Raw genomic sequence first — 26,325 nt, 5'->3', positions numbered from 1 at the left:
GAAACGGGCCACCTGCTTGCCCGGACGGCTTGGCCGTATGCGTTGGCTACGGCACGCGCCGCCCGGACAATCAGTCGATCCCGTTTGAACCAACAGAACTGTTTCTATTTAACAAGGAAACGCTCTAGTTAGCTGCGTTCAACCCTGTTGCCGATCAGATGCGTCACAGCTTTTCCGGCTGGTTCGGCTTGCTTGGATTCTGCTCGGCGCGGTCGCGATAGAGAGCAGCACGACCGAGAAGCATCAATGAAACGGGCGTCGTCACTGTCATGAAGATGCCGATGAAGATTTCGTGGAAGACGAAGCGTTCGCCGGACACAGAGAAATAGATGATGGACGCCATGACGATGCCGCCCGTTCCCCAGCTCGTGCCGAGTGTGGGGGCGTGCAGTCTTTCATAGAAGCTCTGCAGCTTGGCAAAGCCGATTGTGCCGACCAGCGTCAGTGAAGAGCCGAGCAGGACGAAGAAGGCAACGAGAATGGCTGCCCAGAGCGGAAATTCTGCCGCGTCGATCATTCGATCACCTCACCACGCATCAGGAACTTGGAAAGTGCCACAGTCGACACAAAGCCGAGGATGGACATCAGAAGTGCGGCCTCGAAATAGATGTCATTGCCGGTGCGCAGACCAAAGGTCATCAAAAGCAACATGGAGCTGACATAGAGCGTGTCGACGCCAAGCACGCGATCTTGAGCCCGTGGACCGATCGCGATGCGATAAACGGAGATTGCCATGGCAATTCCCAGAAACAGTTGGGCCAGAGAAAAGGACCAGAAAAGGATAATCGAACTCATTCGAATATCTCCATCAGCATTTTTTCATATCGGTTCTTGATGAGATTGATCCATGCCGTCTCGCTGACATTGTCCAGTACGTGGATCAGCAATGTGCCTTGCGAGGAATTGTACTCCAGCCATGCGCTACCCGGCGTGGCCGTCAGAATGATGGACAGAACCGCAAGACCGAATGGATCGCGAAGGTCGAGTGGAACCGTCAGAAAGCCGGACTTGCTGTTTCTCTTCCGCCCGAAAAGAATGAGTGTAGCGACCGAGATGTTCGACCTTATGATGTCGTACAACACGATCGCGATGAGCTTGATGACCGCAGTCCAGCTACGGATGCGGGGCTTCGAAGGGCGAAGAGAGGCCATGGACCAGGAGGCAACAAGCGCCACCGCTGTTCCGAGGAGGAGATGTCCCGGCGAGAAGCTGTTGATCGTCATCCAGAAGACGATGAGCGACAAAGTCAGGACCGGGTAGGGGAGGATGCGGCTTATCATTGCGCGGACTCCCCGGCGTTACCCGCACGCGGTGCCGTCATTACGCCCTGAATATAGCTTTCCGGCAGGTCGAGGATGCGTGCGGTTTCCTGCATGTATCGCATGATCGGACCGGCCTGCACGGTCATGGCAAGCGTCATGGCCAGAAGCAGCATGACAGGTGCGATTTCGATAACGAATACACGAGGTACCGTTCCTTCGAGCGATCCCCAGAAAGTGCGAATACCAGCACGCGTCATGGAGATCAGCGCTGCAAGCCCAGAGAAAACAATAAGGAAGACGAGCCACCACGAAAGCGTCGACACCGTATTGTCGGCGCTCAATCCTTGCGGATTGAGGATGGCAGAGAGCATCGAGAACTTTGCGATGAAACCTGAGAGCGGCGGCAATCCGGCCAGCAAAATGCCGCATGCAGCAAAGCAGGTTCCAAGCACGGCCATCGTGCCGGGCATGGTGACGCCGACCTCGTCTTCCTCGTCATCGTCGTCGCCATCGCCATAGGCTTCCATGGTGACGGCAAGAACGTTGGCGCCCGCATCCTGTCCACGTTCCACCAGTTCGATCAGCATGAAGAAGGCGCTGATGGTGAGTGTGGAACTGACGAGATAATAAAGCGCGCCTGCGGCAACCATCGGGTTGCCGGTGCCCATGGCGGCCAGCAGCGTTCCCGACGAAACCAGAACCGAAAAGCCTGCAAGGCGCCCAAGTGCCTGCGAGGCAAGTACGCCGATCGTACCGAAGACGATGGTGGCGATCCCGCCGATCAACAGCGCGTCGTGGCCAAAACCGGCAGAATCTCCGGCTGTCTGGCCGAAAAGCAGGAAGGAAAGACGCGCGATCACATAGATGCCGACCTTGCTCATGATGGCGAAGATGCCGCCAATAGGTGCAGACGCCGCGCCGTAAGCGGAAGGTAGCCAGAAGTTTAGCGGCCACATGCCGGCCTTGACGAGAAAGGCGATGCCGAGCACCGCTGCACCGGTTTCCAGCAGCATGCGCTGGTCGGGATTGAGGCCTGCAATGCGCTGGGCCAGATCGCCCATGTTGAGCGTGCCGGTCACGCCGTAGATCAAGCTGACGCCGATCAGGAAGAACAATGCTGCGACGAGGTTGATCGCCACGTAGTGCAGACCGGCTTTTACCCTCAACTGCCCGGAACCGTGCAGCAGCAGACCGTAGGATGCAGCCAGCATCACTTCAAAGAAGACGAAGAGGTTAAAGAGGTCGCCGGTCAGAAACGCGCCGTTTACGCCCATCAGCATCAGATGGAAGAGGGAATGGAAATGCGCACCCGACTTGTGCCACTTGGCCAGCGAATAGACGAGCGACGGTATCGCCAATAGTGACACCAGAAGCACCATCAACCCCGAAAGACGGTCCGCCACCAGCACGATGCCGAATGGGGCGGGCCAGTTGCCGAGAAGATAGACGCCGGTGGAAATGATCGCGGCGATTTCGGTGTTCACCGTCGAATTGACCTCGATGAAGAGCCCAATGGAAACGGCGAGCAGCACCAGTGTCGAGATGAAGCTGATTGCTGCCTTGGTTTTGCGCTTGCGCTCATCGATGAAGAGCAGGATCGCGCCGGTGATCAACGGCACCAGAATGGGTGCGATGACGATGTGTGATGGGAATGAGTTCACTTGCTCTCCCTCCCGTCTACATGGTCAGTGCCGGTCAAACCACGCGCGGCAAGAAGCACCACGAGGAAGAGGGCAGTCGTGGCAAAGCCAATCACGATCGCCGTCAATACCAGTGCCTGCGGCACGGGGTCGGCCAGCTGTGAGGTTGCAACTCCGTCAAGCAGGACAGGCGGCGCGTTGGTCTTGATGCCGCCCACTCCGAAGATGAAGAGGTTGACGGCATAGGACAGCAGAGACAGGCCGACAATGACTTGATAGGTGCGCGGACGAAGGATGAGCCAGACGCCCGATCCCGTCATCACGCCGATGCCGATGGCGAGAATAAGTTCCATTACACATCCTCCGCTTTGGCGGCGTCGGGTGTGCGTAGCTTGTAGTTACGCAATGATTGGTGCGCCAGTGCTATCAAAATCAGAACCGTGGAGCCGACCACGAGTGAGAAGACACCGAGATCGAAGAGCAGGGCCGACGCCGTCGGCATTTTCCCGATGTAGGGAATTTCCGTATACTGGAAGTAGGAGGTCAGGAACGGATAGCCGAAATACCACGAGCCCATCCCTGTCGAGGCTGCCATCAGCAGGCCGAAGCCCATCCACCGCAGGGGCAAAATACGGATGCGATCTTCCGCCCAGCGCGTACCGCCTGCCAGATATTGCAGCAGGAAAGCGATCGCCATGGTGATGCCCGCGGCGAACCCGCCGCCCGGGAGATCGTGACCGCGCATAAAGAGGAAGATCGAGAAGGTAACGATGACCGGGAACATCCACTGCATGATAACCGAAGGCACGAGCAGATAGTCGCGCACCGTATCGCCCTTGCTGCGCTCCGGGCTTTCGGCATCAAAAGCATTCTGGATCAATTGCTGCTCAGGTAGCCCAACACTATCCTGCGCCGGACGGAAACGACGCAAAAGCGCGAAGACGGTCAAACCGACGATCGCTAGAACCGCGATCTCACCCATCGTGTCGAAGCCGCGGAAATCGACGAGGATGACGTTGACCACATTGGTACCGCCACCTTCGCTATAGGCTCGCTCGAGGAAATAGTTGGCGATGGTGTTCGGCACAGGCAACGTCATAACCGCATAGGCGATCACCGTCATGCCGATGCCGCAGAAGACAGCCAGCAGGAAGTCGCGCCCGCGACGGAGTTGGGCCGGCAGCTCGTTGTTGTTGTCAACCTTCACCATGCGCTTGGGTAGCCAGCGAAGACCGAGCAGGATCAGCACGAGCGTGACGATCTCGACAAGCAATTGGGTGATGGCGAGATCGGGCGCAGATAGCCAGACAAATGTCAGGCAGGTCACGAGACCGGAAACGCCCAGCATGACCAGGGCGGCGAGGCGATGATATTTTGCCTGCCAGGCAGCGCCCATGGCCGCGATCATGCCGATGCCCCAGAGAATCGCGAAGATCGGATCGAAGGACGTGACCCGCGGAAGGGTGAGTGAGAATTGCGAAGACACCAGCGGCGAAAAACCGGCAACGAGCGCGACAAAGATCAGAATGCGCAGCTGTGGCTGCAATCGTCTTGTGCCGAGCGTGCTTTCCAGCCAGCGCGCCCACTTCCACGATACGGTGACGATTATCCGCTCGAAGATACGTTGGCCCCTGAGATGCCGGAAGATCGGTGGGCCGTCGTCGCACTTGGAGAAGTAGTCTCCGAGAAGCGCGTAGATCGCAACGCCACCGATCAGTGCGACGATGCTCATGACGAGAGGCAGGTTGAAACCATGCCAGATCGCCAGGCTGTAATAAGGCGTTTGCGGACCGAGAACCGATACCACCGCCGAATGCAGGAAGGGACCGACGGATAGGCTTGGCACCACGCCGACGATCAGGCAGGCGAGCACCAAAAACTCGATCGGAAAACGCATCCAGCGCGGCGGCTCGTGCGGGTTCGGATTGGGAATGTCGCTGGGCGGCGGTCCGAAGAAGACGGTATGGATGAAGCGCAGCGAATAGGCGACTGCGAAGGCGCCGGACAGGGTCGCTACGTAGGGAAGCGCCTTGTCGAGCAGCGAGTCCGCATGGGTCTCAATCGCCTCGGCAAAGAACATTTCCTTGGAGAGAAAGCCGTTGAACAGCGGTACGCCTGCCATGGCGGCACTGGCGGCCATAGCAAGCGTCGCGGTTGCCGGTAGATAGCGATAGAGCCCGCTTAATCGCCGCATATCGCGCGTGCCCGTCTCATGGTCGATAATGCCAGCTGCCATAAAGAGCGATGCCTTGAAGGTGGCATGGTTTGCCATGTGGAAGATTGCCGCGACGGCGGCAAGCGGACTTCCAAGGCTCAACAATGTCGTGATCAGGCCGAGATGGCTGATCGTAGAATAGGCGAGCAGACCTTTCAGATCCTGCTGAAACATGGCGAAATAGGCGCCGAGCAGGAGCGTGGTAATGCCAGCGAAACCTACGAGCCAGAACCACTCCTGCGTGCCGGCTAGAACCGGCCAGAGCCTGGCCAGCAGGAACACGCCTGCCTTCACCATGGTGGCGGAGTGGAGATACGCCGAAACGGGTGTCGGGGCGGCCATTGCGTTAGGCAGCCAGAAATGGAAGGGAAACTGCGCACTCTTGGTCAGCGCGCCCATCAGGATTAGGATGAGTGTCGTCAGATAAAGCGGATGTGCCTTGACATCTGCCGCCTTCGCGATGATCGCGTCGAGATCGTAGCTTCCCGCAATGTGTCCCAAGACCAAAAGCCCAGCGAGAAGGCAGAAGCCCCCAATACCGGTGACCGTCAGTGCCATACGGGCGCCGTCTCGGGCGGTGGCATTATTGTGCCAGTAACCGATCAGCAGGAAGGAGAAGATACTGGTCATCTCCCAGAAGATCGATAAGAGAATGACGTTGCCCGACAGCACGATGCCAAGCATAGATCCCATGAACGACAGAAGAAACGCGAAGAAACGCGGGATCGGGTCTTCCGCCGACATGTAATAACGGGCGTAGAGCACGACGAGAAAACCGATCCCGGTAATCAGCATCATGAACATCCACGCAAAACCATCCAATCTCAGCGTGAAGTTCAGGCCGAGTTGCGGCAGCCATTCTACGTCATATTTGAGAACCGCGCCGTTGCGGACGTTGGGATAAAGAAAAACCGTAGCGACGAGACCGACAAGCGCAATGCCGCCTGCAAGGGCCGCTGGTCCACGCGCCGCGCCGTTGCGCGGCATCATGGCGGTCACGAGACTGCCAATAAAGGGAAGGGCGATCAAAATGGGTAGGATGACGTCAAGTCTCATAAATAATGGCAGTTTTCTCTGGCGTTAACACATTCCGTGGCTGCTTCCGCCAGAGATGCCAATCCTTTGATGGAGGAAAGGCGGTCCAGCGGACTAGGACAAATCGTTGATGGGAGGCCCGCGCGGCGCGGCCTGGCGGACGTGACGAACCGGATGGAGAAGAGTTCGCTCCGGTTCGAACCCAATCTGGGTTTTGAGATAGGGTCTTACCACCCCAGCGGCGGATAAAAATGTATCAACAAAGTCGTGAATGCTGACGGGTACGAAATGTCGGCAAGGGCTGATCTCCGGCTGGTTGAGCAACCTTTCCGGCGACGAGAAAATGCGTGCTTCATCCGAAAGGCAGGCTCGTTCCAGCCTTTGCAGCTTGACGGTCGAGCTTGAAATCGCCATTGCCGGCGTGCCGATAAATACGAGGATGCCTGCGAGGAGAAGGTTGACGAACCTGACAGGATGTCGCGGAACACCGCGATGTCGTCCCATCCATGGCAAAATCGTAACCTCCTTGTTTCTGTCGAGTCCGCTAGAGCATCACCGTAAAGCAAATATCATATTGATTATCTTAGGGTAATGGTAGAACGCTTGTCCAGCGCGTGACGTGTAAAAAAGATAAAAAACCGGCAGAGAACTCGACAGCGTCCAATGCGTGACTCGGTAACTCCCGCGTAGCTCCTGCAAATCAATGGCAAATTTTAATATTCGTTGCCTCAAACCACTATTCTTAACTTTCAGGCAAGGAATTAACCATAAAGATGTGACGTATTTCACGGCGAAATGGAGACACTCTCTCCTTTCAGGCATGATGCCGCGCTGCCGTACCGGGTCGATCCGGTATTCCGTTTGGTTGCAGAAGGCTCAGCTTACATGTGTGCGGCGTCCGTCAGAGACGTCCCATGTCGTGAACATCCCTCAAGGGTACTGGCATTCTCGAAACCGTTATCTGCCGGTCGTGCCGGCAAAGCTTTGGGGGCGTCACTTGGGGCAGGACCTGCCGACAGATCATTCGCGAAGGACCACGGGCGGTAGCCTGGGTGGCCGTTTGCGTTTCGCTGGTCTCGATCAGGACCAGTGTGATCTGTTGCGCCGCTACCGTACTATGCTCGAACCCCATCTGAAGGCTGGGCTTCGCGATCTGATGGTGCGCTTCCAGTCCATGCCGGACTGTTCACCATCTTTCGAAAGTGACAACCAGGTCGAACGGCTGCACGACATGCAGACGGCGCACTGGTCGGTACTGACCGATGCACGCTTCGATGCGGTCTATGCCGAGCGCGTCAAGGTTTTGTCCGACACTGAAAGCCGCATGGGTCTCGATCCTCGCTGGAGCGTTGCCGGACGCGCGGTCGTTCTGGAAAATCTGCTGTCGGGACTTATTGCACAACATCCGCCTCGCTCGCTGCTGCCAGGTGCGCGCAAACGTCATCAGGAACTGGCCGCGGCCGTTAAGTCGGTCGTCAGGCTGGTGATGGTCGATACTGAAATTGCGGTGTCGCTACGCTTCAACGAATTGCGCATCCGCCACAATCAGGAGCTTGCCCGTCAGCGGGAAGATGATCAGGCAGAGGTGACGAAGCTTTTTGGCGAGGCGCTGAATGCCTTCGCCGCAGGAGATCTCACCGCCCGCATTGGCGGCGAGGTGCCCGAAGCCTACCGCGAACTCGCGGACGCTTTCAATACGGCCATGGCCCGCATTGGTGGCTCCATGTCCGCCACGCGGGCGAGCGTGGAAAAGGCGCATAGCGTGGCTGAGCGTATGTCGCGCGAAAATGGCGGCCTTGCCTTCGCCTCCACGGAGCAGTTCCGTCGCCTCAGCGATGCCTCGCACCGCCTCGGTGACGTCATTCACAATGTGCGCGACAATAGCGAGCGGATTTCAGCGGCGGAGAGTGCGGTTTCGCAGGCCCGAAATGCGGCTACACAAAGCGGAATGGCTGTGGGTGAGGCGATCAGCGCCATGTCGGACATCGAACAGTCGGCTGAACAGATCGGTCGCATCATCGGATCGATCGACGAGATCGCCTTCCAGACCAATCTGCTTGCGCTGAACGCCGGTATCGAAGCGGCTCGCGCTGGTGAAAGCGGCAGGGGCTTCGCCGTCGTTGCACAGGAAGTGCGCGCCCTGGCGCAGCGTTCCGCTGACGCGGCAAGGGAAATCAAGAATCTCGTCAATGGAACGAAGACGCAGGTCGATGAAGGCGTGCGGATGGTTCATCGCACGCAGGAGGCCATAGAGGGTGTCGTGCGGCAGGTCACAGGCATCAGCGATATGATCGGTGATGTCGCCCGACGCACTGGCGAACATTCCGGCGACCTCAATCATGTTGCAGTGGAACTGGATGCCATCGGCATGGACGCCAATCGCGCCGCCGAGCGCCTTTCCTCCTCGGCTGCCGAAGCGGACGACCTGCACACAGTCATTCTCGAGCTAGGCCGCACGGTGCGCGAATTCCGTATTGCCCGGCAGGCTTATTCCGACGACGAGTTCGTCGCACAGCCGAGAAACGCCAATGCGACCGCCATGCGACCCGAGCGCATGGATTACGGCCATGCGCAGCAACAATATAAACGCCAAGGAGTCATTTGATGGCAGGCAGGACAGCAGCGCATTCGACACTGAAATTGTCACCTGTGCTGGACCTCACTCAAGCATCCGTCTTGTACGGCAAACTGAAGGAGCTCCGGGGCAAGCCGGTTACGGTAGACGCCTCCGAGGTCGAGCGCGTGGGCGCACAGTGCGTCCAGATTCTGATGGCTGGCATCAAAGCCTGGGAAGCAGATGGCAAGCAATTCACATTTTCAAAGGCCTCTGAAGCCTTCGATAAAACCCTTAAACTGATCGGCGTTGATATCGGTCATATGCTCCCGAAGGAGATATAGGAAATGAAGAAAAAGGTTCTCACAGTCGACGACTCCCGCACGATCCGCAACATGTTGCTGGTGACGCTCAACAATGCCGGTTTCGAAACCATTCAGGCCGAAGACGGCGTGGAAGGTCTGGAAGTTCTGGAAGGCTGCAATCCTGACGTCATCGTCACGGATATCAACATGCCGCGTCTCGATGGCTTCGGTTTCATCGAGGGTGTACGCCGCAACGAAAAATATCGTGCGGTTCCGATCCTGGTGCTGACCACCGAAAGCGATGCCGAGAAGAAAAACCGAGCCCGTCAGGCTGGCGCGACCGGTTGGATCGTCAAGCCGTTCGACCCCGTAAAGCTGATCGATGCCATTGAACGTGTAACTGCCTGATACGGGATCATTCACGATGGATATGAACGAAATCAAAGAAATCTTCTTCCAGGAGTGCGAGGAGCAACTTGCAGAGCTGGAATCGGGACTTCTTAAACTGAATGACGGCGACCGCGACCCGGAAACCGTAAATGCTGTCTTTCGTGCCGTTCATTCCATCAAGGGTGGAGCAGGCGCATTCGGTCTCGATGAACTTGTCGCCTTTGCGCATGTCTTCGAAACCACGCTCGATTGCGTTCGGTCCAATAAGCTCGATCCTAATCAGGATGTGTTGAAAGTCATGCTGAAGTCGGCGGACGTACTCGCCGACTTGACGAACGCTGCCCGCGACGGCGGAAGCGTCGAAGAAAGCCGCACGCGCGGTCTGGTCAAGGAACTCGAGGCTCTGGCCAACGGTGAGACGATCACGCCGTCCGCAGCCGAGCCGGCAGCCGCCAAACCGGCAGTCAAGGCAGCCGTCGTGCCGCCGCCTGCGCCTGCACCAGCGCCGACGGATGAGAGCGGCTTCCAGCCGATCGCTTTCTCCTTCGGCGACTTCGAGGACGCGGCCATTCCGCTGATGGAAACGCCGACCTACAACATTACCTTCAAGCCTTCGGAAGCCCTCTACTCCAAGGGCAATGAAGCTGCGCTTCTGCTGCGTGACCTTGCCCGCATCGGCGAGATGAGTGTCAACTGCGATATGAGCGCGCTGCCATCGCTCGACGATATCAATCCCGAAGGCTCTTATTTCGTCTGGAACATCTCGATCAAGACGGAAAAGGGCGAGGAAGGCATCCGCCAGGTTTTCGAATTTGCGGAATGGGATTGCGAACTTGATGTTACCGTAGTGGAAGACGCCTCGTCGTCCGATGAAGAACTGCCAATGATCCCGGTGCCCTTCGATCTTTCTGCTCTGGAAGAAGAGGTGCATGACGAGCCCGCCGTTCAGTCCGCGTCGAGCGATGAACCGGTGGTTGCCAAGGCCGTTGCCGCAGCATCGGTGGCATCCGAAGTTACCCAGGCCGTTGCCGCAGCCGTGGAAAAGCGCGAAGCGGCGTCTCCCGCTGCCGCATCGAACAACGCGAATGCCGCTGCTGCCGCCAACAATGCGAGCGCCGGCCAGACGATCCGCGTCGATCTCGATCGTGTCGACCGCCTGATCAACCTTGTGGGCGAGCTCGTCATCAATCAGGCGATGCTGTCGCAGAGCGTCATCGAAAACGACACGACTGGCACATCTGCCGTCAATATGGGCCTGGAAGAACTCCAGCAATTGACGCGCGAAATCCAGGATAGCGTTATGGCGATCCGTGCGCAGCCGGTTAAGCCGGTCTTCCAGCGCATGTCGCGTATCGTCCGCGAAGTCGCCGATATGATCGGCAAGCAGATCCGCCTGATCACAGAAGGTGAAAACACCGAAGTGGACAAGACGGTCATCGACAAACTGGCCGAGCCGTTAACCCACATGATCCGCAATGCCGTCGACCACGGTATCGAGACTCCGGAAAAGCGTGAAGCCGCCGGCAAGAACCCCGAAGGCACCGTCAAGCTGACGGCCAAGCACCGCTCGGGCCGCATCCTGATCGAACTGCAAGACGATGGGGCCGGTATCAACCGCGAGCGCGTTCGCCAGAAGGCGATCGACAACGATCTGATTTCCGCCGATGCAAATCTGACGGATGAGGAAATCGACAATCTGATCTTTGCGCCTGGCTTCTCCACCGCCGACAAGATTTCGGACATTTCCGGCCGTGGCGTCGGCATGGACGTGGTCAAGCGTTCGATCCAGGCACTTGGCGGTCGCATCAGCATTTCCTCGCGTCCGGGTCTTGGCTCGACCTTTACGATGAGCCTGCCGCTGACGCTGGCCGTGCTTGACGGCATGGTGGTCACCGTTGCCGGTCAGACGTTGGTCGTACCGTTGACCGCGATTGTCGAAACGCTTCAGCCGGAAGCGCAGAACATCCACTCCTTCGGAGCCAATCAGCGCCTCATCTCCATCCGCAACTCTTTCTGCCCGCTGGTGGACGTTGGTCGCATCCTAAACTTCCGTGGCACCCAGGCCAATCCTGTCGAAGGTGTAGCGCTTCTGGTGGAATCGGAAGGCGGCGGCCAGCGCGCTCTGATGGTTGATGCCATCCAGGGTCAGCGCCAAGTCGTCATCAAGTCGCTTGAGGCAAACTACACCCATGTTCCCGGTATCGCCGCCGCGACCATCCTCGGCGACGGTCGCGTGGCGCTCATTCTGGACGTGGATGCCGTTGTCGGCGCATCCCGCGGCCAGTCGCTGAAACAAGAAATGTCGCTCGCGGCAACAGGCTGAAAAGTTGGTGATGAATGACAGCGCTTAAGTTCAACGAACAGCGTGGACCACAGGATGAGGTGCTCGTCAGCGGAGAATATCCCCTGACGCGTCGCGACCTGGCCGATATCGCCGCAATGATCTATGCTGATGCGGGTATCTATCTCAACGATACCAAGGCCTCGCTCGTCTATTCGCGACTGTCCAAACATATCCGCAACCTTGGCCTCTCCGGCTTCAAGGATTATTGCGCGCTGGTGTCGTCCGAGCACGGTGCAGCCGCCCGCCGTGAGATGCTGTCGCATCTGACCACCAACTTTACGCGCTTCTTCCGTGAAAACCATCACTTCGATCATCTGCGTGATGAGGTTCTGCCAGGCCTGATCGCACGGGCAAAGAGCGGCGGACGAGTCCGCATCTGGTCCGCCGCCTGTTCGGATGGTCAGGAACCCTATTCGATTGCGCTGACCGTGCTCGGTCTCTTCCCGAACGCCACCGATTACGACTTCAAGATCTTGGCAACCGATATCGACCCCAAGATTCTCGCTCAGGCGAGGGCCGGTCTTTACGACGACGGCGCTCTCGAAACCGTATCGCCCGCCATGCGCAAGCAATGGTTCCAGGAAGTGGATGCCGGCGGACGCCGCAAGCACCAGATCAGCGACAAGGTCAAGCGTCTGATCACCTTCAACGAGCTGAACCTGATGGCGCAGTGGCCGTTCAAGGGCGGCTTCGACGTGATCTTCTGCCGCAACGTCGTCATCTATTTCGACGAGCCGACTCAGGTAAAGATTTGGTCGCGCTTTGCCGGCCTGCTGCCGCAGGGCGGTCACCTCTATATCGGTCATTCCGAACGCGTTTCCGGCGAAGCCAAGGATCAGTTCGACAATACCGGCATCACCACCTACAAATACATCGGCAAGTCCGCCGGGAGGAGAGCATGAGCATGCCCGCCCGCGTTCTCGTCGTCGATGACTCTCCCACCATGCGTGGCCTGATCTCCGCCGTCCTCCAATCCGACCCGGATGTCGAGGTCATCGGTCAGGCTGGCAACGCCATGGAAGCGCGCGCCGCGATCAAGGAGCTCAATCCGGACGTCGTGACGCTGGATATCGAGATGCCCGAGATGAACGGGCTTGAGTTTCTCGACAAGATCATGCGCCTGCGGCCGATGCCCGTCATCATGGTCTCGACGCTTACCCATCGCGGAGCCGACGCCTCTCTGGCTGCGCTGGAAATCGGTGCGTTCGATTGCGTCGGCAAGCCGGTGCCGGGCGATGCCCTTCCATTTCCCGACCTCGCGGACAAGGTGAAGGCGGCGGCTCGCTCTCAGCATCGGACATATCGCGGCGCTATTGCCGAAAAGCCTGCCGCGCCGCAGCCCACAGCGGTGACCAACTACAGCGTCGGGCGCAAGATCGTCGCCATCGGCTCCTCGACCGGTGGCGTGGAAGCGCTGATCGCCGTCTTGCAGAAGTTCCCGATCAATTGCCCACCGACGGTCATCACCCAGCACATGCCGCCGACGTTCACCAAGAGCTTTGCCGAGCGGTTGAACCGCTTATGCGCGCCGGTGGTGGAGGAGGCAACGGATGGTGCGCGCCTCCAGACCGGTAAGGTCTATCTGGCGCCTGGCGGCGACCGGCATTTGCAGGTTGTTAATCACGCCGCGCCATGCTGCAGGCTTGTCGAACGAGATCCTGTTAATGGTCATCGGCCATCGGTCGATGTTCTGTTCGATTCAGTGGCCGAACTTGCAGGTCGCAACGCCGTTGGGGCTATTCTGACCGGGATGGGCCGCGATGGAGCGGCAGGCCTTTTGAAGATGCGTCATGCGGGTGCCCGCACTGTCGGACAGAACGAGAAAACCTGTGTGGTCTATGGAATGCCGCGCGTGGCCTACGAGCTCGGCGCGGTCGAACACCAACTTCCGCTGAACGCCATCGGCGAAGAAATTCTGAAACTAACTGCTGCCCGAAAAGAAGGTTCTGACTAATGTCTCTCGCAGAAAAGATAAAAGTGTTGATCGTTGACGATCAGGTCACCAGCCGATTGTTGCTGAGCGACGCGCTCACGCAGCTCGGCTTCAAGCAGATCACTGCCGCCGGTGACGGTGAGCAGGGCATGAAGATCATGGAGCAACAGCCGCACCATCTGGTGATCTCCGACTTCAACATGCCGAAGATGGACGGTCTTGGATTCCTGCAGGCGGTTCGCACCAATCCTTCGACGAAGAAGGCAGCCTTTATCATTCTGACCGCACAGGGAGACCGTGCTCTGGTGCAGAAGGCGGCCCAGCTTGGCGCCAATAACGTGCTGGCCAAGCCATTCTCGATTGAAAAAATGAGGGCGGCTATCGAAGCCGTATTTGGATCGCTGAAATGATCGAAACCGCAGCCAAGCGCGTACATATTATTCAGGGCGAATATAAGATCGCCAATGATCCCGACGTGGTCCTGTCGACCATCCTGGGCTCGTGCGTGGCTGCGTGTCTCAGAGACCCCGTTGCGGGCGTCGGCGGCATGAATCATTTTCTGCTGCCGGGTACGGGGGGTATGGGGGGTGGTGATGCAACCCGTTACGGGGTGCATCTCATGGAACTTCTGATCAACGGTCTGCTCAAGCAGGGCGCACGCCGTGATCGTCTGGAGGCAAAGGTTTTTGGTGGCGCAAAAACCATTGCCAGCTTCTCCAATGTAGGAGAGCAGAATGCAATCTTCGCGATGCAGTTCCTGAGGGATGAAGGCATTAGGGTGGTCGGCAGCTCAACGGGCGGAGAGCATGGCCGAAAGGTGGAGTTCTGGCCGGTATCGGGCAGGGCGCGCCAGCACCCGCTCAGTGGTGCCGAAACCCAGAAAACGGTCGCGCTGGAAACACGTCCGGTTCCGGCAGCCAAGCCGGCCGCAAGCGATATCGAGTTTTTTTGACAACGGAGTTGCATATGACTATCGCTGAGCGCGCTGGAAACGACATTTTTGAAGAGGCGCTGCCAACCATCCTGATGCGGGTTGTCTCGGAGCTCCATGACGTTGCCTATCTGATCGAGCGCATCGAGCCGCAATTGCTGGAGGCCACTGATGGTGCGGTCTCCGACGATGGATTGAAGCTTTTGCAGGGAATCGACCTTGCCGTTCAGAAGGCAAGGGGTCTGGCAGAGTTCATCGACACCATCACCGGATCCATCCCGCTCGAATGGGCTGTGGATGTGACGACGGCGCTCAGCCTCGTCAAGCTTGCAGAGATGCAGAAGGCGCTGGGTGCCGGCTTGCGTCACGGTCATTCACAGCCGATCGACAAGGCATCGGGCGACTTCGATCTGTTTTAGCCTGAAAAGCCAAGAGCGCCGGACCTCCCGGCAGGATGCCCGAAGGCGATGGCGGTCTTCACGCTCGACGTGATTGACCTGCCGGAGCCGATGGTCCTCAGCGCTTCGACCCTGCCGGATCTTGACCTTTGATCTCACCCCAGGACACACGGGCCCGAAATGGGAGCGTCCGTCGGCGCTTGACCTGAAAACCGAACCCTGGTTTCGGGAAGGCACGATGCATCGCTTCGCCTGACGATCCGCACGCGTAAAGCGCCGCACAAGCTTCAATGTCTAGTCTTTCCCTCAGTCTACCACGGCCATGATGCTCGCTCCCACGCGGCGCGGCCGGCATGAGGGTTTGAATGCGATGAATGCATCGATTGGCGGCACAGTCCAGAATTCCATACTTCCAACCTTGCTGGAGCTTGCGAGAACGCAGCGCCTTGCCCTTGTCGATCTCCTGAAATTTGCAGAAAGCCTTACCGCTGAAGGCAAACCGCAGGAGGCGATCGAGCTCTATAAATCCTGGCTCGCCTTCAACGACGCCCATCCTGGCGCTCATATGGTTTATTTCAACTTCTCTGTCTTGTTGCGCCAGATGGATGACCTCGCAGGCGCGATCACTGCCATGCAGGCTGCGTTGAAAAACGATCCGCTGTTTGGGCCTGCTCATATCAATCTTGGTCGGGCCTTTGAAGACGCGGGCATGGCCCCTCTTGCGATCCAGCAATGGCAGAGCTTTGTCGGCAAGACGGCGGAAACGACACCGGACCGGCACACCTATCGGCACATGGCGTTGCAGCATATCGGTCGCGTCATGGAAAATGCCGGCTTGATGGAAGAGGCGGAGGAGGCCCTTTGGGCCGCGATGGAGCTTCGCCCCGACAAGCCGGAATCGGGTCAGCATTGGAGCGCGCTTCGCCAGCGCCAATGCAAATGGCCGATCCTGCAGCCGTCCGTTCACGTCTCCGCCCGGCAGATCATCGACGCCATGCCGCCTTTGACCCTTGGCTGCTACGCCGACGATCCGATGTTCCAACTGGCCAAAGCAAGCCAGTACGCAAAATTCCTTGCGGGACGACCGGACATCCGCAATTTCCCGCGCCCTAGCGTTCGGCGCAAAACAGGAACCGACAAACCTCTGCGCGTCGGCTACGTGTCATCGGACCTGCGCGATCACGCCGTCGGTTTTGCATTGAGAGAAGTGCTGGAACTGCACGACAAGGCGCGCGTCGAAATCTACGCCTATTACTGTGGCGATCCGGTGATTAACGACCCGACGCAAATCCGAATGAAGGCCGTGGTGGATTGCTGGCGAGAGATCGGTGCACTCCCCGATGAAGCCGCCGCACGCCAGATCGCAAGCGATGAGATCGATATACTGATCGACGTCAACGGCTACACCAAACATGCGCGCACGAAGATTTTCGCCTATCGACCGGCGCCTGTCATTGTCAATTTCTGCGGCTTTCCCGGTACCATGGGAACGCCATTCCATCACTATATGATTGCCGACGAGGTGATCGTTCCGCCGGACAGCGAAATCTATTATTCGGAAAAGGTCCTTAGGATCGCGTGCAATCAGCCGCTTGATCGAAAGAGGGTAATCGCGCCGCGTCCTACACGCCAGGAAGCCGGCCTGCCGGAAAACACCTTCGTCTTTGCCTGCTTCAACGGCATGCAGAAGATTACCGCCGCCACATTTGCGCAGTGGATGCAAATACTGAACGAAACGCCGGGAAGCATTCTTTGGCTGCTCACCGGCGGGGACAAGACCGATCAGCGATTGCGTGAGTTGGCGCAGGCAGCGGGTATCGCACCCGAGCGGCTCTTCTTTGCGCCTAAGGCCGGTAATCCCGCCCACCTTGCTCGCATTGCCCTGGCGGATCTGTTCTTGGATACCTATCCTTACGGCGCCCATTCAACGGCCGCCGACGCACTGACCGTGGGGCTGCCCGTTCTCACTTTCCCCGGCAAATCCTTTGCGGCGCGGTTCTGCAGCAGCGTGGTGGCGGCGACGGGCGTTTCGGAACTCATCTGCTCCGGCCCGGACGATTACGTCGCCAAGGCCATCGCCTTTGCGAAGAAGCCGGGTACCCTGAAAAAGCTCAGGGCAAAGCTTGAGGCCGGGCGCGAAAATAGTGTTCTGCGTGATATTCCCGGCACGGCGCGCAGGCTGGAAGATCTCTTTTGGCAGATGCAGGAAGAGGCCGAACGCGGTGAAACGCCGGTTCCCGATCTGCGCAATCTTGATGTTTATTACGAGATTGGCGCCGAACTGGTTGCGGAAAATCTGGAATATGTCGACGAGGCAGCCTACCGCAGCCGATACCGCGAGAAGTTGCAGGAATGGCACGCGTTCTCGCCCATCCAGCATGACAACCGCTTGTGGACGAAACAGGCATCCAATATCGCTTGAACCAAAGGCAAGGCGCGCGTGTCAGCACATAGGATTGCAGTTATCGGCGCTGGTCTTTCCGGCGCGGTCATTGGTCGTGAACTGGCTGAGGCCGGTCACCAGGTCGAGGTCTTCGACCGCCGCGATCATATTGCCGGCAATTGCCACACCGAGCGCGATGCCGATACCGGCGTCATGGTTCACGTTTACGGACCGCATATCTTCCACACCGACGATGTGGAAGTGTGGGATTACGTCAACCGTTTCCAGACCTTCAAGCCGTACAAGAACAGGGTCAAGACGACGAGCCGGGACCAGGTCTTTTCGCTTCCGGTCAACCTTCACACGATCAATCAGTTCTTCGGCAAGACCCTGCGTCCGGATGAGGCCAAGGCTTTCATCGAAGAGCAGGCCGACACCAGCATCACCGATCCACAGACCTTCGAGGAGCAGGCACTGCGCTTTGTCGGGCGCGATCTCTACGAGGCTTTTTTCCAAGGCTACACCCAGAAGCAGTGGGGTTGCTCGCCCAAGGATCTGCCAGCCTCCATCCTCAAGCGCCTGCCGGTCCGTTTCAACTACGACGACGATTACTTCTTCCACAAATTTCAGGGCATGCCGGAAAACGGCTACACGCAGATGGTCGAGCGTATCCTGGATCATCCGCAGATCGCGATCCGGCTGAACAGCAGTTTCGAGCGCGCGCAAAAGGACGATTACGACCACACATTCTATTCGGGCGCGCTGGATGGCTACTTCGATTACGCCAAAGGCCGTCTCGGATACCGCACACTGGATTTCGAGCGCTTTACCTATGATGGCGACTATCAGGGTTGCGCGGTGATGAATTACGGCGAACTCTCTATTCCCTATACCCGCATCACCGAACACAAGCACTTCTCTCCCTGGGAAAAGCATGAGGGTTCCGTCTGCTACCGGGAATTTGCCCGCGAATGCGGATCCGATGACATACCTTATTACCCTATTCGACTGGTGAAGGAGAAGGAACAACTGGCTGAATATGTCGCTCTCGCTAACGCCGAGACGGACATCAGCTTCGTCGGGCGGCTCGGAACCTATCGCTATCTCGACATGGACGTCACCATCCGAGAGGCACTCGATACGGCACGTCTTTTTCTGTCTTTGGAGGACGCAAACAGGCCTATGCCTTCCTTCCTCAATCCGCCTCTCTGATGGCTGTGTCGGCTTCGATCGAAGCACCGTGCTTTCCAAAAATTGCATCCGGATTGAGAGTCGTTGCTTGTGCGAAAAGCTGACAGTTTCGCACAAGCAACTACACCTAGGATTGCTAAGTCCGGACGTATCCGTCGAGTGGATACTTCCTTTGGTCGGACAGAGGCATGTCGCCCTTTTGAGCTTTGGTCAGGTTTGTAAATGACATCCATCGTATCGTCGCTGAGCGTCAACCAGATCAGAACACTCACGAACGCCGATATCGCCGCCTGGACGACGGAGGATATTCCCTTTCTGACCACGCAGCAGATCAAGGCCCTGTCGTCTGAACAGGTCGCTGCGCTGGAGGTGGAAGATTTCAAGCAGTTCAACACCAAGCAGCTTAGTGCCATTTCCACGAGCGCGGTCGTCGGTCTCACGCTCGAACAATTGGCGGTGCTCGAAAGCGTTTCGATCTCAAGCCTGACAAAGAACCAGGTCGGAGCGTTGACAACCGTCCAGGTCGAGGCTTTGACAACCGCCCAGTCTGAGGCGCTGACCTCGTCTCAGGTCAGCGCAATGACATCCGACCAGCTCGCCATGATGAGCCCGGATGATATCAGTACATTTTCGTCGGCGGACGTCGCCGCCATTTCCCGTCGCGCGATTGTCGGCCTCACGACGAGCGCGCTCGCCGCGCTTTCGTCCGATAAGATTGCCTCGATCAGCACTAGTGCCGTGTCTGCGCTGACTCCGGAGCAGGTGGCCGCTCTTTCGGACGCGCAGATCGCGGCGCTGACGAGAGCGCAGGTTTCGGCCCTCAGGGCCTCGCAAACCAGTTCTCTTGGTGTCTCAGCCGTCAAGGGGCTTACGACTGAAGCAATGAATGCGCTGAGCGTCAGCGCTCTCTCGGGCCTGAGCACGGAGGCTGTGAAGGCTTTGTCCGTCCAACAGATTGCGGCCATCAGCGAGAAGTCTATCGGTGGCCTCAGTCCAGATCAGCTTGAGGCTCTTGAGGCGACGCAGATCGGCGTTCTGACATCGGCGCAAGCTGCGGCGTTGAAACCCTCGCAACTTGCGGCGATCGACGCGGACAAGATCGCCCACCTGACGGCCTCGGCAATTGCAGGACTTGCAACGGCGTCCGTCGCCTCGCTTTCTACGGAACAGATTGCGACATTCTCGACCGCCCAACTTGCCGCTCTTACGACCAAGCAGGTCAAGGTTCTGACCTCGATCCAGGTCGCGGCTTTGGGCACGGAGGCTATCGCTGCCTTCACCAAGGAGCAGATTGCCACCTTGGGAACGCGGGCGATCACGGGCTTGACCAGCGAGCAGATCACCTCGCTGTCAACGCGGCAGGTCGAGGCTTTGGCGCCGCAGCAGGTCAAGGCACTCCGTTCGGATCAGATCGCCACGCTGACGGCGGAGCAGATCAATACATTCTCCACAGCCGATATGGCGGCGATGACCAGCGCCGCCGCTGCTGGGTTGAGCACGGATATCATCGCAGCACTGTCGACGTCCAACGTCGCCGCCTTTAGCACGGCAACATTCGCCAAGCTCGGTACAGACCAGGTCCTAGCCTTTACCTCGGCACAGCTGAAAGCGATCACAAGCAGCCAGATAGCAGCGCTGACGTCCAGTCAGGTGGCCGTCCTTGGGGCCGAAAAGATCAAGGCGCTCGACGCGTCTGCGATCGGTTCTCTCTCCGCCAAGGCAATGCCTGGTCTTGGCGCGGACGTCATCGCAGCCTTGACCCCTGATCAGATTGCAAGCCTGAGCACGACGATCATCTCGCGTTTGACATCCGACCAGATCGGAGTCCTTACGGTCGATCAGGTGGAAGCCCTGACCTCGGCACAAATCAAGATGCTAAACGCCAGTCAGATGACAGCGCTCGATGAGAAGGGCATCCAGACTTTTACGACAGAGGAAATCGCCTCGATCTCATCCAAAGCGATGTCGGGGCTGAGCACAGCAGCGATAAAGGGCTTATCGCCTGCGCAGGTCGCCGCCTTGTCCACCACGTCTTTCTCGGCTCTTTCCAACGATCAGCTGGATGTCTTGACATCGGACCAGCTTGCGTCGCTGACGGTCGCCCAGCTCAATGCCTTGAAGGCGCCACAGATCAAGTCGCTATCCACCGACTATATCGCCTCCCTGACGACCGCGCAGGTTGCCGCGCTCAGCACGGCGGGCGTTGCAAATCTGACGACTGCTCAGATCGGCAGCCTGACGACCAACCAGCTTGAGGCTCTGACCTCCGTTCAGGTCAGGGCCATGACCTCTGAGCAACTGTCGGTTCTAGGTTCAGCGGATATCAATGTCTTTTCAACAGCCGATATGAATGCAATCAGCACCCAGGCCATTCGGGGCTTGAGCACCAGCGCCCTGTCCGGATTGACGCCGGAAAAAATTGCCGCATTGGCGACATCGGTTGTGTCTGCGCTAACCACAGGTCAGATGGAAGCGCTTTCAGCAACGCAACTCGTCAGCTTGTCCTCCGCGCAACTTGCAGCATTTGGGTCGGATCAGCTTGCCGCGCTGAAGCCGGAACAGGTGACGGGCGTCTGGAAGACCGTCAACGAAAAGCCGGTTCAGGTGGCAGGTCTCTCTACATCCGCACTTGCCGCCTTGAGCACCAGAGCGGTCGCGGGACTTTCGACGGGTGTGATCGCAGCATTGACCACGCAACAAGTGGCAGCTTTGAGCACGAGCACGGTTTCGAAGCTGACGACCGATCAGATTGTGAGCTTGTCGAGCGAGCAGATACACGCTTTGTCGAACGGCCAGATCAAGGCTCTGGGTTCCAGCCAGATCGGAGCCTTGACACCAGCCTCGGTGGCGAAGCTTACGGGAGAGCAGATTGGATCGCTCAGCGGCGCTGCAATCAAGGGGCTCAGCTCGGAGCAGATTGCCGCTTTGTCGACAGTCCAGATATCAGCCCTGTCAACGGGCCAGATTTCGGCGCTGACGTCGACCCAGCTGGCGGGCCTTGGTCCGGAAGATATGGCAGTCATGTCAGTTGCGAGCATACAGGCCCTTGCATCGACCGCCGGGCTTTCCAAGGACGTGATCGCGGTGATGTCGTCGCAAAAGCTTGCGGCTTTGAGCACCGGGGCAATCGCGACATTGACGGCAGAGCAGATCGCTGCACTGTCCACGGCTCAAGTGGATGCTTTAACGACACGGCAGCTTTCTGCGCTCAGTTCCGCGCAGTTAGCGGCTTTCGGCCCCGATGACATTGCGACCTTCGACGCGGTCGATGTGGCTGCGCTGTCGGCAAATGGCGTCACTGGCTTGTCGACAGGGATCATCGCATCGCTGACGAGCGCGCAGATTTCCGCCCTCCCCACCTCAGCTGTCGCAGCATTGACCGCAGACCAGATCGAAGCGCTCAAGCCCACCCAGCTGGCAGAGCTGACGATCTCGCAGATTGCAGCGCTCACGTCCGTGCAAACCGCCGCATTGAGCTCGGCAGGCCTTGCAGCCCTTTCGACAGCTCAGATAGCGGCGTTGAAAGCGGGCGCCATTACCAATCTCCCGGGCGATCACATCTCCGCACTGACGAGTGCGCAGCTCGATGTGTTGTCGACAGCCCAGATCGCTGCGCTGACGCCATCCCAGATCGCCGCCTTGGGAACATTGCAGATCGCGTCACTTTCGACAGATCAAATCGCCGCGATCAGCACGGCGGGCATCGGTGGCCTATCCACAAGACAGGTCAATGCCCTCACGACCGGACAGGCGCAGGCGCTGACCTCCCTTCAGGTCGCAGCACTCTCTGCCGACCAGCTCGAGGCGTTCGGTACCGATGATCTCGCTCTGTTTTCCACCAGCGACGTGGCAGCGATCGGAGCGAGCGCGATTGGCGGCCTTTCCACACTGGTAATAGGCTCGCTCACGACCGATCAGGTCGCATCCCTCAGCGCTACGGCGTTTGGCGGTCTGACGACGAAGCAGATTTCCGCGCTTTCCACCCTCCACGCGAGCGCGCTGACCACCCGGCAGATCGCCGCTCTTTCGGCCGATCAGGCCAATGCGCTCGGTACCGATAACATCGCGGCGCTTTCTGCGGCTCAGGTTTCCGCGTTCAGCACAGGCGGCGTCTCGGGGCTGACCGCCGCTCAGATTGGCAAGCTGACCTCTGCTCAGGCAGAAGCGCTGACTGCCGTTCAGGTCGCCGCCCTGACCTCCGCGCAACTCGCAGCTCTGAGCGCAGACAGCATCAAGACCTTTTCCACCGCTGATATCGGTGCGATCGCGCCCGGTATGATCGGCGCGTTGCCAACCGCGACTGTCGCAGCCCTTAGCACCGGTCAGATCGCAGCACTCGGCACGGTGGCCGTGGCTGCACTGACGAAGGGTCAGATTGAAGCACTTTCGACAGGCTTGATTGCCGCTCTGTCCACCAGGCAGGTTGCGGCATTGACCTCGCAGCAGGTTTCAGCCCTTGGTACCGACGATCTGGCAGCGTTGTCTCCTGCCGCCATCGGCGCAATCAACGCATCGGCGGTTGCTGGCCTTGCCACTGCGACGGTTGCCGCGATGTCGACAGAAGATCTCGCGTCGATCAGCCCGTCGGGAATCTCCGGACTGACGACGGCCCAGATCGCTGCGCTGAAGACCGAGCAGTTGAAATCGCTCTCGATCCGCCAGGTAGCCGGACTGACTTCCAGACAGATCGCGGCCTTGGGCACGGCGGGCATAGCCGCGCTCGACGTCCATCAGATTGCTGCCCTGGATAAGGGGAGTATCATCGGTCTGTCGACGGACCAGATCGTGACACTGGCCACCGAGGTGGAAGCGCTGACGAGCGAGCAGGTCGGGGCATTGACATCCGCACAGGTCGCGGCGCTCTCGGTTGATCAGATCAAGGTTTTCTCCTCCAAGGACGTCGCAGCCTTGTCGGCAAGCGCGATTATAGGGCTGTCGACCGCAAAGATTGCGCTCCTGCCGACGGAGACGATTGCGGCGCTTTCCGCGACCGGCATCGCTGGCCTGACCACAGCGCAGGTCGCGGCACTTGGTGCAGCCCAGATCAGCAGCCTCACGACATCGCAAGTGGCTGCGCTTGGCTCGCGTCAGGTCGCCGCACTCGGAACGGCTGGCGTTGCCGAGCTCACAACCTCGCAAATTGCCGCCTTGAGTGAGGCCGGTATCCCAGGTTTGAGCGCAGAGCAGGTTGCCAAACTGACTACGTCACAGGTCGAAGCTCTCAAGACGTCGCAGGTGGCCGTGTTGAGCTCGACACAACTGGCCGCCCTCGAGGCGGACGATCTTGCGGTCTTTTCTACCGCAGAACTCGCCGCTCTGAGCTCAAGCGCGATTTTAGGGCTTTCAACAGAGGCACTTGGCAGTCTGTCGGCGGATCGCATCGCCGTCCTCGGCACGGCAGGCGGTATACAGGGTCTCTCGACAAGCCAGATCGCCGCCCTGACAAGTGCGCAACTTGCGAGCCTGACGACGGCGCAGATCGCCTCGCTTGGCTCCAGGCAGGTTTCCGCCATCTCCACGGCCAATGTGGCAGCGCTGACGACAGCGCAGATCGCAGCTCTCAGCACCGCCGGTGTGGCCGGATTATCTTCGGCGCAGATCGCCAAATTGAGCATAAGCCAGATCGAGGCGTTCAACGCCACGCAGGTCGCGGCCTTCACTTCCATTCAAGTCAGTGGCCTCGGGACCGATGCTCTCGGCGCATTTTCGACGGCAGAACTTGCTGCTCTGCCCTCAGCTGCACTCGCGGGTCTTTCAACCGTCACGCTGGCCGCTCTCTCGGCAGACCGGGTCTCAGCGCTTGCGCCGGGCAGCATTGCAGGCCTGTCGACAGATCAGGTCGCGGCCTTGACCTCGTCTCAGTTGGAAGCACTAACGTCCTCCCAAGTCGGCGCTCTTGGATCGCGGCAGTTGGCCGTCTTAAGCACTGCTGCGCTTGGTGTGCTCACCGCTGCGCAGATTGCTTCCATCAATCCCGCGGCCGTTGCCGGCCTTTCGTCGAACAGTATCGCCTCCCTGTCGGTCGCGCAGGTGGAGGCACTCACGCCTGCGCAGGTTGCGGCGCTGACCTCCTCACAGGTCGCAGCATTGGGAGCGGACGATATAGACCGCTTCTCGAAGGAGGATCTCGCTGCGTTGACCTCCAGCGCCATTGCAGGCCTTTCGACGGATGCCATCGCGATCCTGTCTCCTGAGAAGATGACTGCGCTGAGCGCTTCAGGGATTGCCGGACTGACGACGCTTCAGATATCAACGATGACCGTGGATCAGGTCGAGGCCTTCACGCCGGCACAGGTCGCAGGGCTCGGATCGCGGCAGATCGGTGCGCTCACTGCAGAGCAGTTCCAGGCCTTTTCGAAGGCCGATATCGGGGCCATCAGCGCTGCAGGCATCGCGGGGTTATCGACTGTAACCCTTAAGTCCCTTTCGATGGAGACGATTGCAGCACTGAGTACGCTCGGCATATCCGGTCTTTCGACCGGCCAGCTTGCGGTGCTCTCGCCAGATAAGTTCGCAGGCCTTTCCACGGCGCAGATAGGGGCGCTGTCCTCCACGCAGATCGTCGGTTTGAGAAGTGGCGATCTCCTGGCCCTTTCCACCGCTCAGATCCTTGCCCTTAGTACCGGCGCGCTGTCAGCTATGACCTCTCAACACGTAGGCGCACTCAGCCTCGAACAGGTGAATGCGCTTTCGACCGGGCAGATCAACGCGCTGTCTTCAGGCGGCGTCGCAGGTTTGACGTCGCAGGTCCTCGATACGTTCACGCCAGACAAGATCGCCGCGATCAACTCATCGGCCATTCCGGGCCTTTCGACCGGCTTCATCGCCGCTTTGTCGACCGGGGAAGTTGCAAGTCTTGCGACATCTGTGATCGCTGGACTGACGAGCAGCCAGATTGCCGCCATGACGCCCGGCCAGATCGATATCTTATCGACCGGGCAGATCGCGGCGCTGAGCGCCGATGGTCTCGCGGGGCTCTCGACCGCCGCCATGGATACCTTCTCGACGGCAGACATTGCAGCGATCAGCACTGCGGCCATCCGTGGCCTTTCCACCGGCATCATCGCGTCTCTGACGACAGAGGAAATTGCAGTTCTCGGTCCAAGCCATATCGGCAATCTCGGCTATAACCAGATCGTGGCGATGAGCACGGGGCAGATTGCAGCGTTGACGACGGCGCAGTTGCAGGGATTGAGTCTGATCCAGGCGGCTGCACTCGACACTGGCGATATCGCCCTTCTGTCCACCGACAAGATCGCCGCGTTGGGCACGTCCGCGATTTCCGGACTGACGACAGGCGTGATCTCGGCTCTCACCACCGCGCAAAGCGAGGCATTGTCGCCAGCGCAGGTCGGCGCACTGACAGCGGCGCAGGTCGCTTCCATTTCCAAGGAGAACATCGCCAAGTTTTCGACCGCGGATATAGCCGCCTTCAGTACCAGCGGCGTTGCGGGACTTTCTACCGATACGCTGGTCAGCCTCTCCAGTGCGCAGGTTGCCACCTTGCTCAACACTCACATGGGTGCGCTGACATCCGCTCAGGTCGCAGCCGTGATCTCCACTTACCTTGCCGCCTGAAAGCTGCGTTTCGGTTGTTTGCTTCGCTCCCTCTTACCAGGGGCGAAGTAAGCTGGAGGATCGGCTCAAAAATCGGAACCGAGTGGGGGAAAACACGATGCGCAGGTTGAAGAGGACATATCCTCCTTCGTGTGTCCAGTAGGACGCACCCCGCTCGATTGGGGAA

Annotated in this window: 18 protein-coding genes; 12 read left to right on the top strand and 6 right to left on the bottom strand. The window is 58.8% G+C overall.

From position 1 onward, the window contains the following. Window positions 1-163: 163 nt before the first annotated feature. Genes mnhG through QZ862_RS04440 form a run of 6 tightly spaced genes read right to left on the bottom strand, consistent with a single transcriptional unit; the run spans window position 164 to window position 6,173 of the window. The gene (gene mnhG, locus QZ862_RS04465) at window positions 164-517 is read right to left on the bottom strand and encodes a monovalent cation/H(+) antiporter subunit G (RefSeq protein ID WP_296018156.1); all 354 of its coding nucleotides are present in this window, start codon (window positions 515-517) and stop codon (window positions 164-166) included. Next, entirely contained in the window at window positions 514-795 is a 282-nt protein-coding gene (locus QZ862_RS04460) for a K+/H+ antiporter subunit F (RefSeq protein WP_296018158.1), read from the bottom strand. Before QZ862_RS04460 ends, mnhG begins: the two co-directional genes overlap by 4 nt. Beyond that, window positions 792-1,280 carry a Na+/H+ antiporter subunit E gene (locus tag QZ862_RS04455; protein WP_296018160.1) on the bottom strand — a complete coding sequence of 163 codons (489 nt, stop codon included), beginning with the start codon at window positions 1,278-1,280 and terminating at the stop codon, window positions 792-794. The genes QZ862_RS04460 and QZ862_RS04455 overlap by 4 nt, the downstream gene beginning before the upstream one ends. Continuing rightward, window positions 1,277-2,923 (bottom strand): monovalent cation/H+ antiporter subunit D, encoded by a 1,647-nt coding sequence (locus tag QZ862_RS04450; RefSeq protein WP_296097752.1) that lies wholly within the window; start codon window positions 2,921-2,923, stop codon window positions 1,277-1,279. Before QZ862_RS04450 ends, QZ862_RS04455 begins: the two co-directional genes overlap by 4 nt. Then, a complete protein-coding gene (locus QZ862_RS04445) occupies window positions 2,920-3,255 on the bottom strand; it encodes a Na+/H+ antiporter subunit C (protein ID WP_296018164.1) in 336 nt (111 codons plus the stop codon). The genes QZ862_RS04450 and QZ862_RS04445 overlap by 4 nt, the downstream gene beginning before the upstream one ends. Further along, window positions 3,255-6,173: a monovalent cation/H+ antiporter subunit A gene (locus tag QZ862_RS04440; protein WP_296097750.1), complete on the bottom strand. Its 2,919-nt coding sequence runs from the start codon at window positions 6,171-6,173 to the stop codon at window positions 3,255-3,257. The genes QZ862_RS04445 and QZ862_RS04440 overlap by 1 nt, the downstream gene beginning before the upstream one ends. A gap of 898 nt (window positions 6,174-7,071) precedes the next feature. Here QZ862_RS04440 and QZ862_RS04435 point away from each other — a divergent pair. The 12 genes from QZ862_RS04435 to QZ862_RS04380 all read left to right on the top strand — a co-directional run bounded on the left by QZ862_RS04435 (window position 7,072) and on the right by QZ862_RS04380 (window position 26,159). Further along, window positions 7,072-8,757 (top strand): globin-coupled sensor protein, encoded by a 1,686-nt coding sequence (locus QZ862_RS04435; RefSeq protein WP_296097749.1) that lies wholly within the window; start codon window positions 7,072-7,074, stop codon window positions 8,755-8,757. Continuing rightward, window positions 8,757-9,050 (top strand): STAS domain-containing protein, encoded by a 294-nt coding sequence (locus tag QZ862_RS04430; protein WP_296018169.1) that lies wholly within the window; start codon window positions 8,757-8,759, stop codon window positions 9,048-9,050. The genes QZ862_RS04435 and QZ862_RS04430 overlap by 1 nt, the downstream gene beginning before the upstream one ends. 3 nt (window positions 9,051-9,053) lie before the next feature. After that, entirely contained in the window at window positions 9,054-9,419 is a 366-nt protein-coding gene (cheY1, locus tag QZ862_RS04425) for a chemotaxis response regulator CheY1 (protein ID WP_062425087.1), read from the top strand. 16 nt (window positions 9,420-9,435) lie between these two features. Beyond that, window positions 9,436-11,724 carry a chemotaxis protein CheA gene (locus tag QZ862_RS04420; protein ID WP_296097748.1) on the top strand — a complete coding sequence of 763 codons (2,289 nt, stop codon included), beginning with the start codon at window positions 9,436-9,438 and terminating at the stop codon, window positions 11,722-11,724. A gap of 14 nt (window positions 11,725-11,738) precedes the next feature. Further along, window positions 11,739-12,647 carry a protein-glutamate O-methyltransferase CheR gene (cheR, locus tag QZ862_RS04415; protein ID WP_296097746.1) on the top strand — a complete coding sequence of 303 codons (909 nt, stop codon included), beginning with the start codon at window positions 11,739-11,741 and terminating at the stop codon, window positions 12,645-12,647. Continuing rightward, window positions 12,644-13,699, top strand: a complete 1,056-nt coding sequence (gene cheB, locus QZ862_RS04410; RefSeq protein ID WP_296097744.1) for a protein-glutamate O-methylesterase CheB — start codon at window positions 12,644-12,646, stop codon at window positions 13,697-13,699. Before cheR ends, cheB begins: the two co-directional genes overlap by 4 nt. Further along, a complete protein-coding gene (gene cheY2 / locus QZ862_RS04405) occupies window positions 13,699-14,088 on the top strand; it encodes a chemotaxis response regulator CheY2 (RefSeq protein WP_296018178.1) in 390 nt (129 codons plus the stop codon). Before cheB ends, cheY2 begins: the two co-directional genes overlap by 1 nt. Further along, entirely contained in the window at window positions 14,085-14,630 is a 546-nt protein-coding gene (cheD, locus tag QZ862_RS04400; RefSeq protein ID WP_296018182.1) for a chemoreceptor glutamine deamidase CheD, read from the top strand. Before cheY2 ends, cheD begins: the two co-directional genes overlap by 4 nt. A gap of 14 nt (window positions 14,631-14,644) precedes the next feature. Beyond that, window positions 14,645-15,028 carry a hypothetical protein gene (locus QZ862_RS04395; RefSeq protein ID WP_296018184.1) on the top strand — a complete coding sequence of 128 codons (384 nt, stop codon included), beginning with the start codon at window positions 14,645-14,647 and terminating at the stop codon, window positions 15,026-15,028. Between the two features lie 349 nt (window positions 15,029-15,377). After that, window positions 15,378-17,429, top strand: a complete 2,052-nt coding sequence (locus QZ862_RS04390) for a glycosyl transferase (protein ID WP_296097742.1) — start codon at window positions 15,378-15,380, stop codon at window positions 17,427-17,429. An 18-nt stretch (window positions 17,430-17,447) separates the two neighbouring features. Continuing rightward, the gene (gene glf, locus QZ862_RS04385) at window positions 17,448-18,602 is read left to right on the top strand and encodes a UDP-galactopyranose mutase (RefSeq protein WP_296081106.1); all 1,155 of its coding nucleotides are present in this window, start codon (window positions 17,448-17,450) and stop codon (window positions 18,600-18,602) included. Window positions 18,603-18,803: 201 nt separating this feature from the next. Then, window positions 18,804-26,159: a hypothetical protein gene (locus tag QZ862_RS04380; RefSeq protein ID WP_296097740.1), complete on the top strand. Its 7,356-nt coding sequence runs from the start codon at window positions 18,804-18,806 to the stop codon at window positions 26,157-26,159. The last annotated feature ends 166 nt before the right edge of the window (window positions 26,160-26,325 follow it).

The organism is uncultured Agrobacterium sp. (assembly GCA_913777615.1).
Classification (GTDB): domain Bacteria; phylum Pseudomonadota; class Alphaproteobacteria; order Rhizobiales; family Rhizobiaceae; genus Agrobacterium.
This window is presented reverse-complemented; position numbering and strand designations above follow the sequence as displayed.

Bases quoted from the DNA above. Each gene is read 5' to 3' on its own strand.
- mnhG (WP_296018156.1), bottom strand. From the start codon at position 517: ATGATCGACGCGGCAGAATTTCCGCTCTGGGCAGCCATTCTCGTTGCC.
- QZ862_RS04460 (WP_296018158.1), bottom strand. From the start codon at position 795: ATGAGTTCGATTATCCTTTTCTGGTCCTTTTCTCTGGCCCAACTGTTT.
- QZ862_RS04455 (WP_296018160.1), bottom strand. From the start codon at position 1,280: ATGATAAGCCGCATCCTCCCCTACCCGGTCCTGACTTTGTCGCTCATC.
- QZ862_RS04445 (WP_296018164.1), bottom strand. From the start codon at position 3,255: ATGGAACTTATTCTCGCCATCGGCATCGGCGTGATGACGGGATCGGGC.
- QZ862_RS04440 (WP_296097750.1), bottom strand. From the start codon at position 6,173: ATGAGACTTGACGTCATCCTACCCATTTTGATCGCCCTTCCCTTTATT.
- QZ862_RS04430 (WP_296018169.1), top strand. From the start codon at position 8,757: ATGGCAGGCAGGACAGCAGCGCATTCGACACTGAAATTGTCACCTGTG.
- cheY1 (WP_062425087.1), top strand. From the start codon at position 9,054: ATGAAGAAAAAGGTTCTCACAGTCGACGACTCCCGCACGATCCGCAAC.
- QZ862_RS04420 (WP_296097748.1), top strand. From the start codon at position 9,436: ATGGATATGAACGAAATCAAAGAAATCTTCTTCCAGGAGTGCGAGGAG.
- cheR (WP_296097746.1), top strand. From the start codon at position 11,739: ATGACAGCGCTTAAGTTCAACGAACAGCGTGGACCACAGGATGAGGTG.
- cheB (WP_296097744.1), top strand. From the start codon at position 12,644: ATGAGCATGCCCGCCCGCGTTCTCGTCGTCGATGACTCTCCCACCATG.
- cheY2 (WP_296018178.1), top strand. From the start codon at position 13,699: ATGTCTCTCGCAGAAAAGATAAAAGTGTTGATCGTTGACGATCAGGTC.
- cheD (WP_296018182.1), top strand. From the start codon at position 14,085: ATGATCGAAACCGCAGCCAAGCGCGTACATATTATTCAGGGCGAATAT.
- QZ862_RS04395 (WP_296018184.1), top strand. From the start codon at position 14,645: ATGACTATCGCTGAGCGCGCTGGAAACGACATTTTTGAAGAGGCGCTG.
- QZ862_RS04390 (WP_296097742.1), top strand. From the start codon at position 15,378: ATGAATGCATCGATTGGCGGCACAGTCCAGAATTCCATACTTCCAACC.
- QZ862_RS04380 (WP_296097740.1), top strand. From the start codon at position 18,804: ATGACATCCATCGTATCGTCGCTGAGCGTCAACCAGATCAGAACACTC.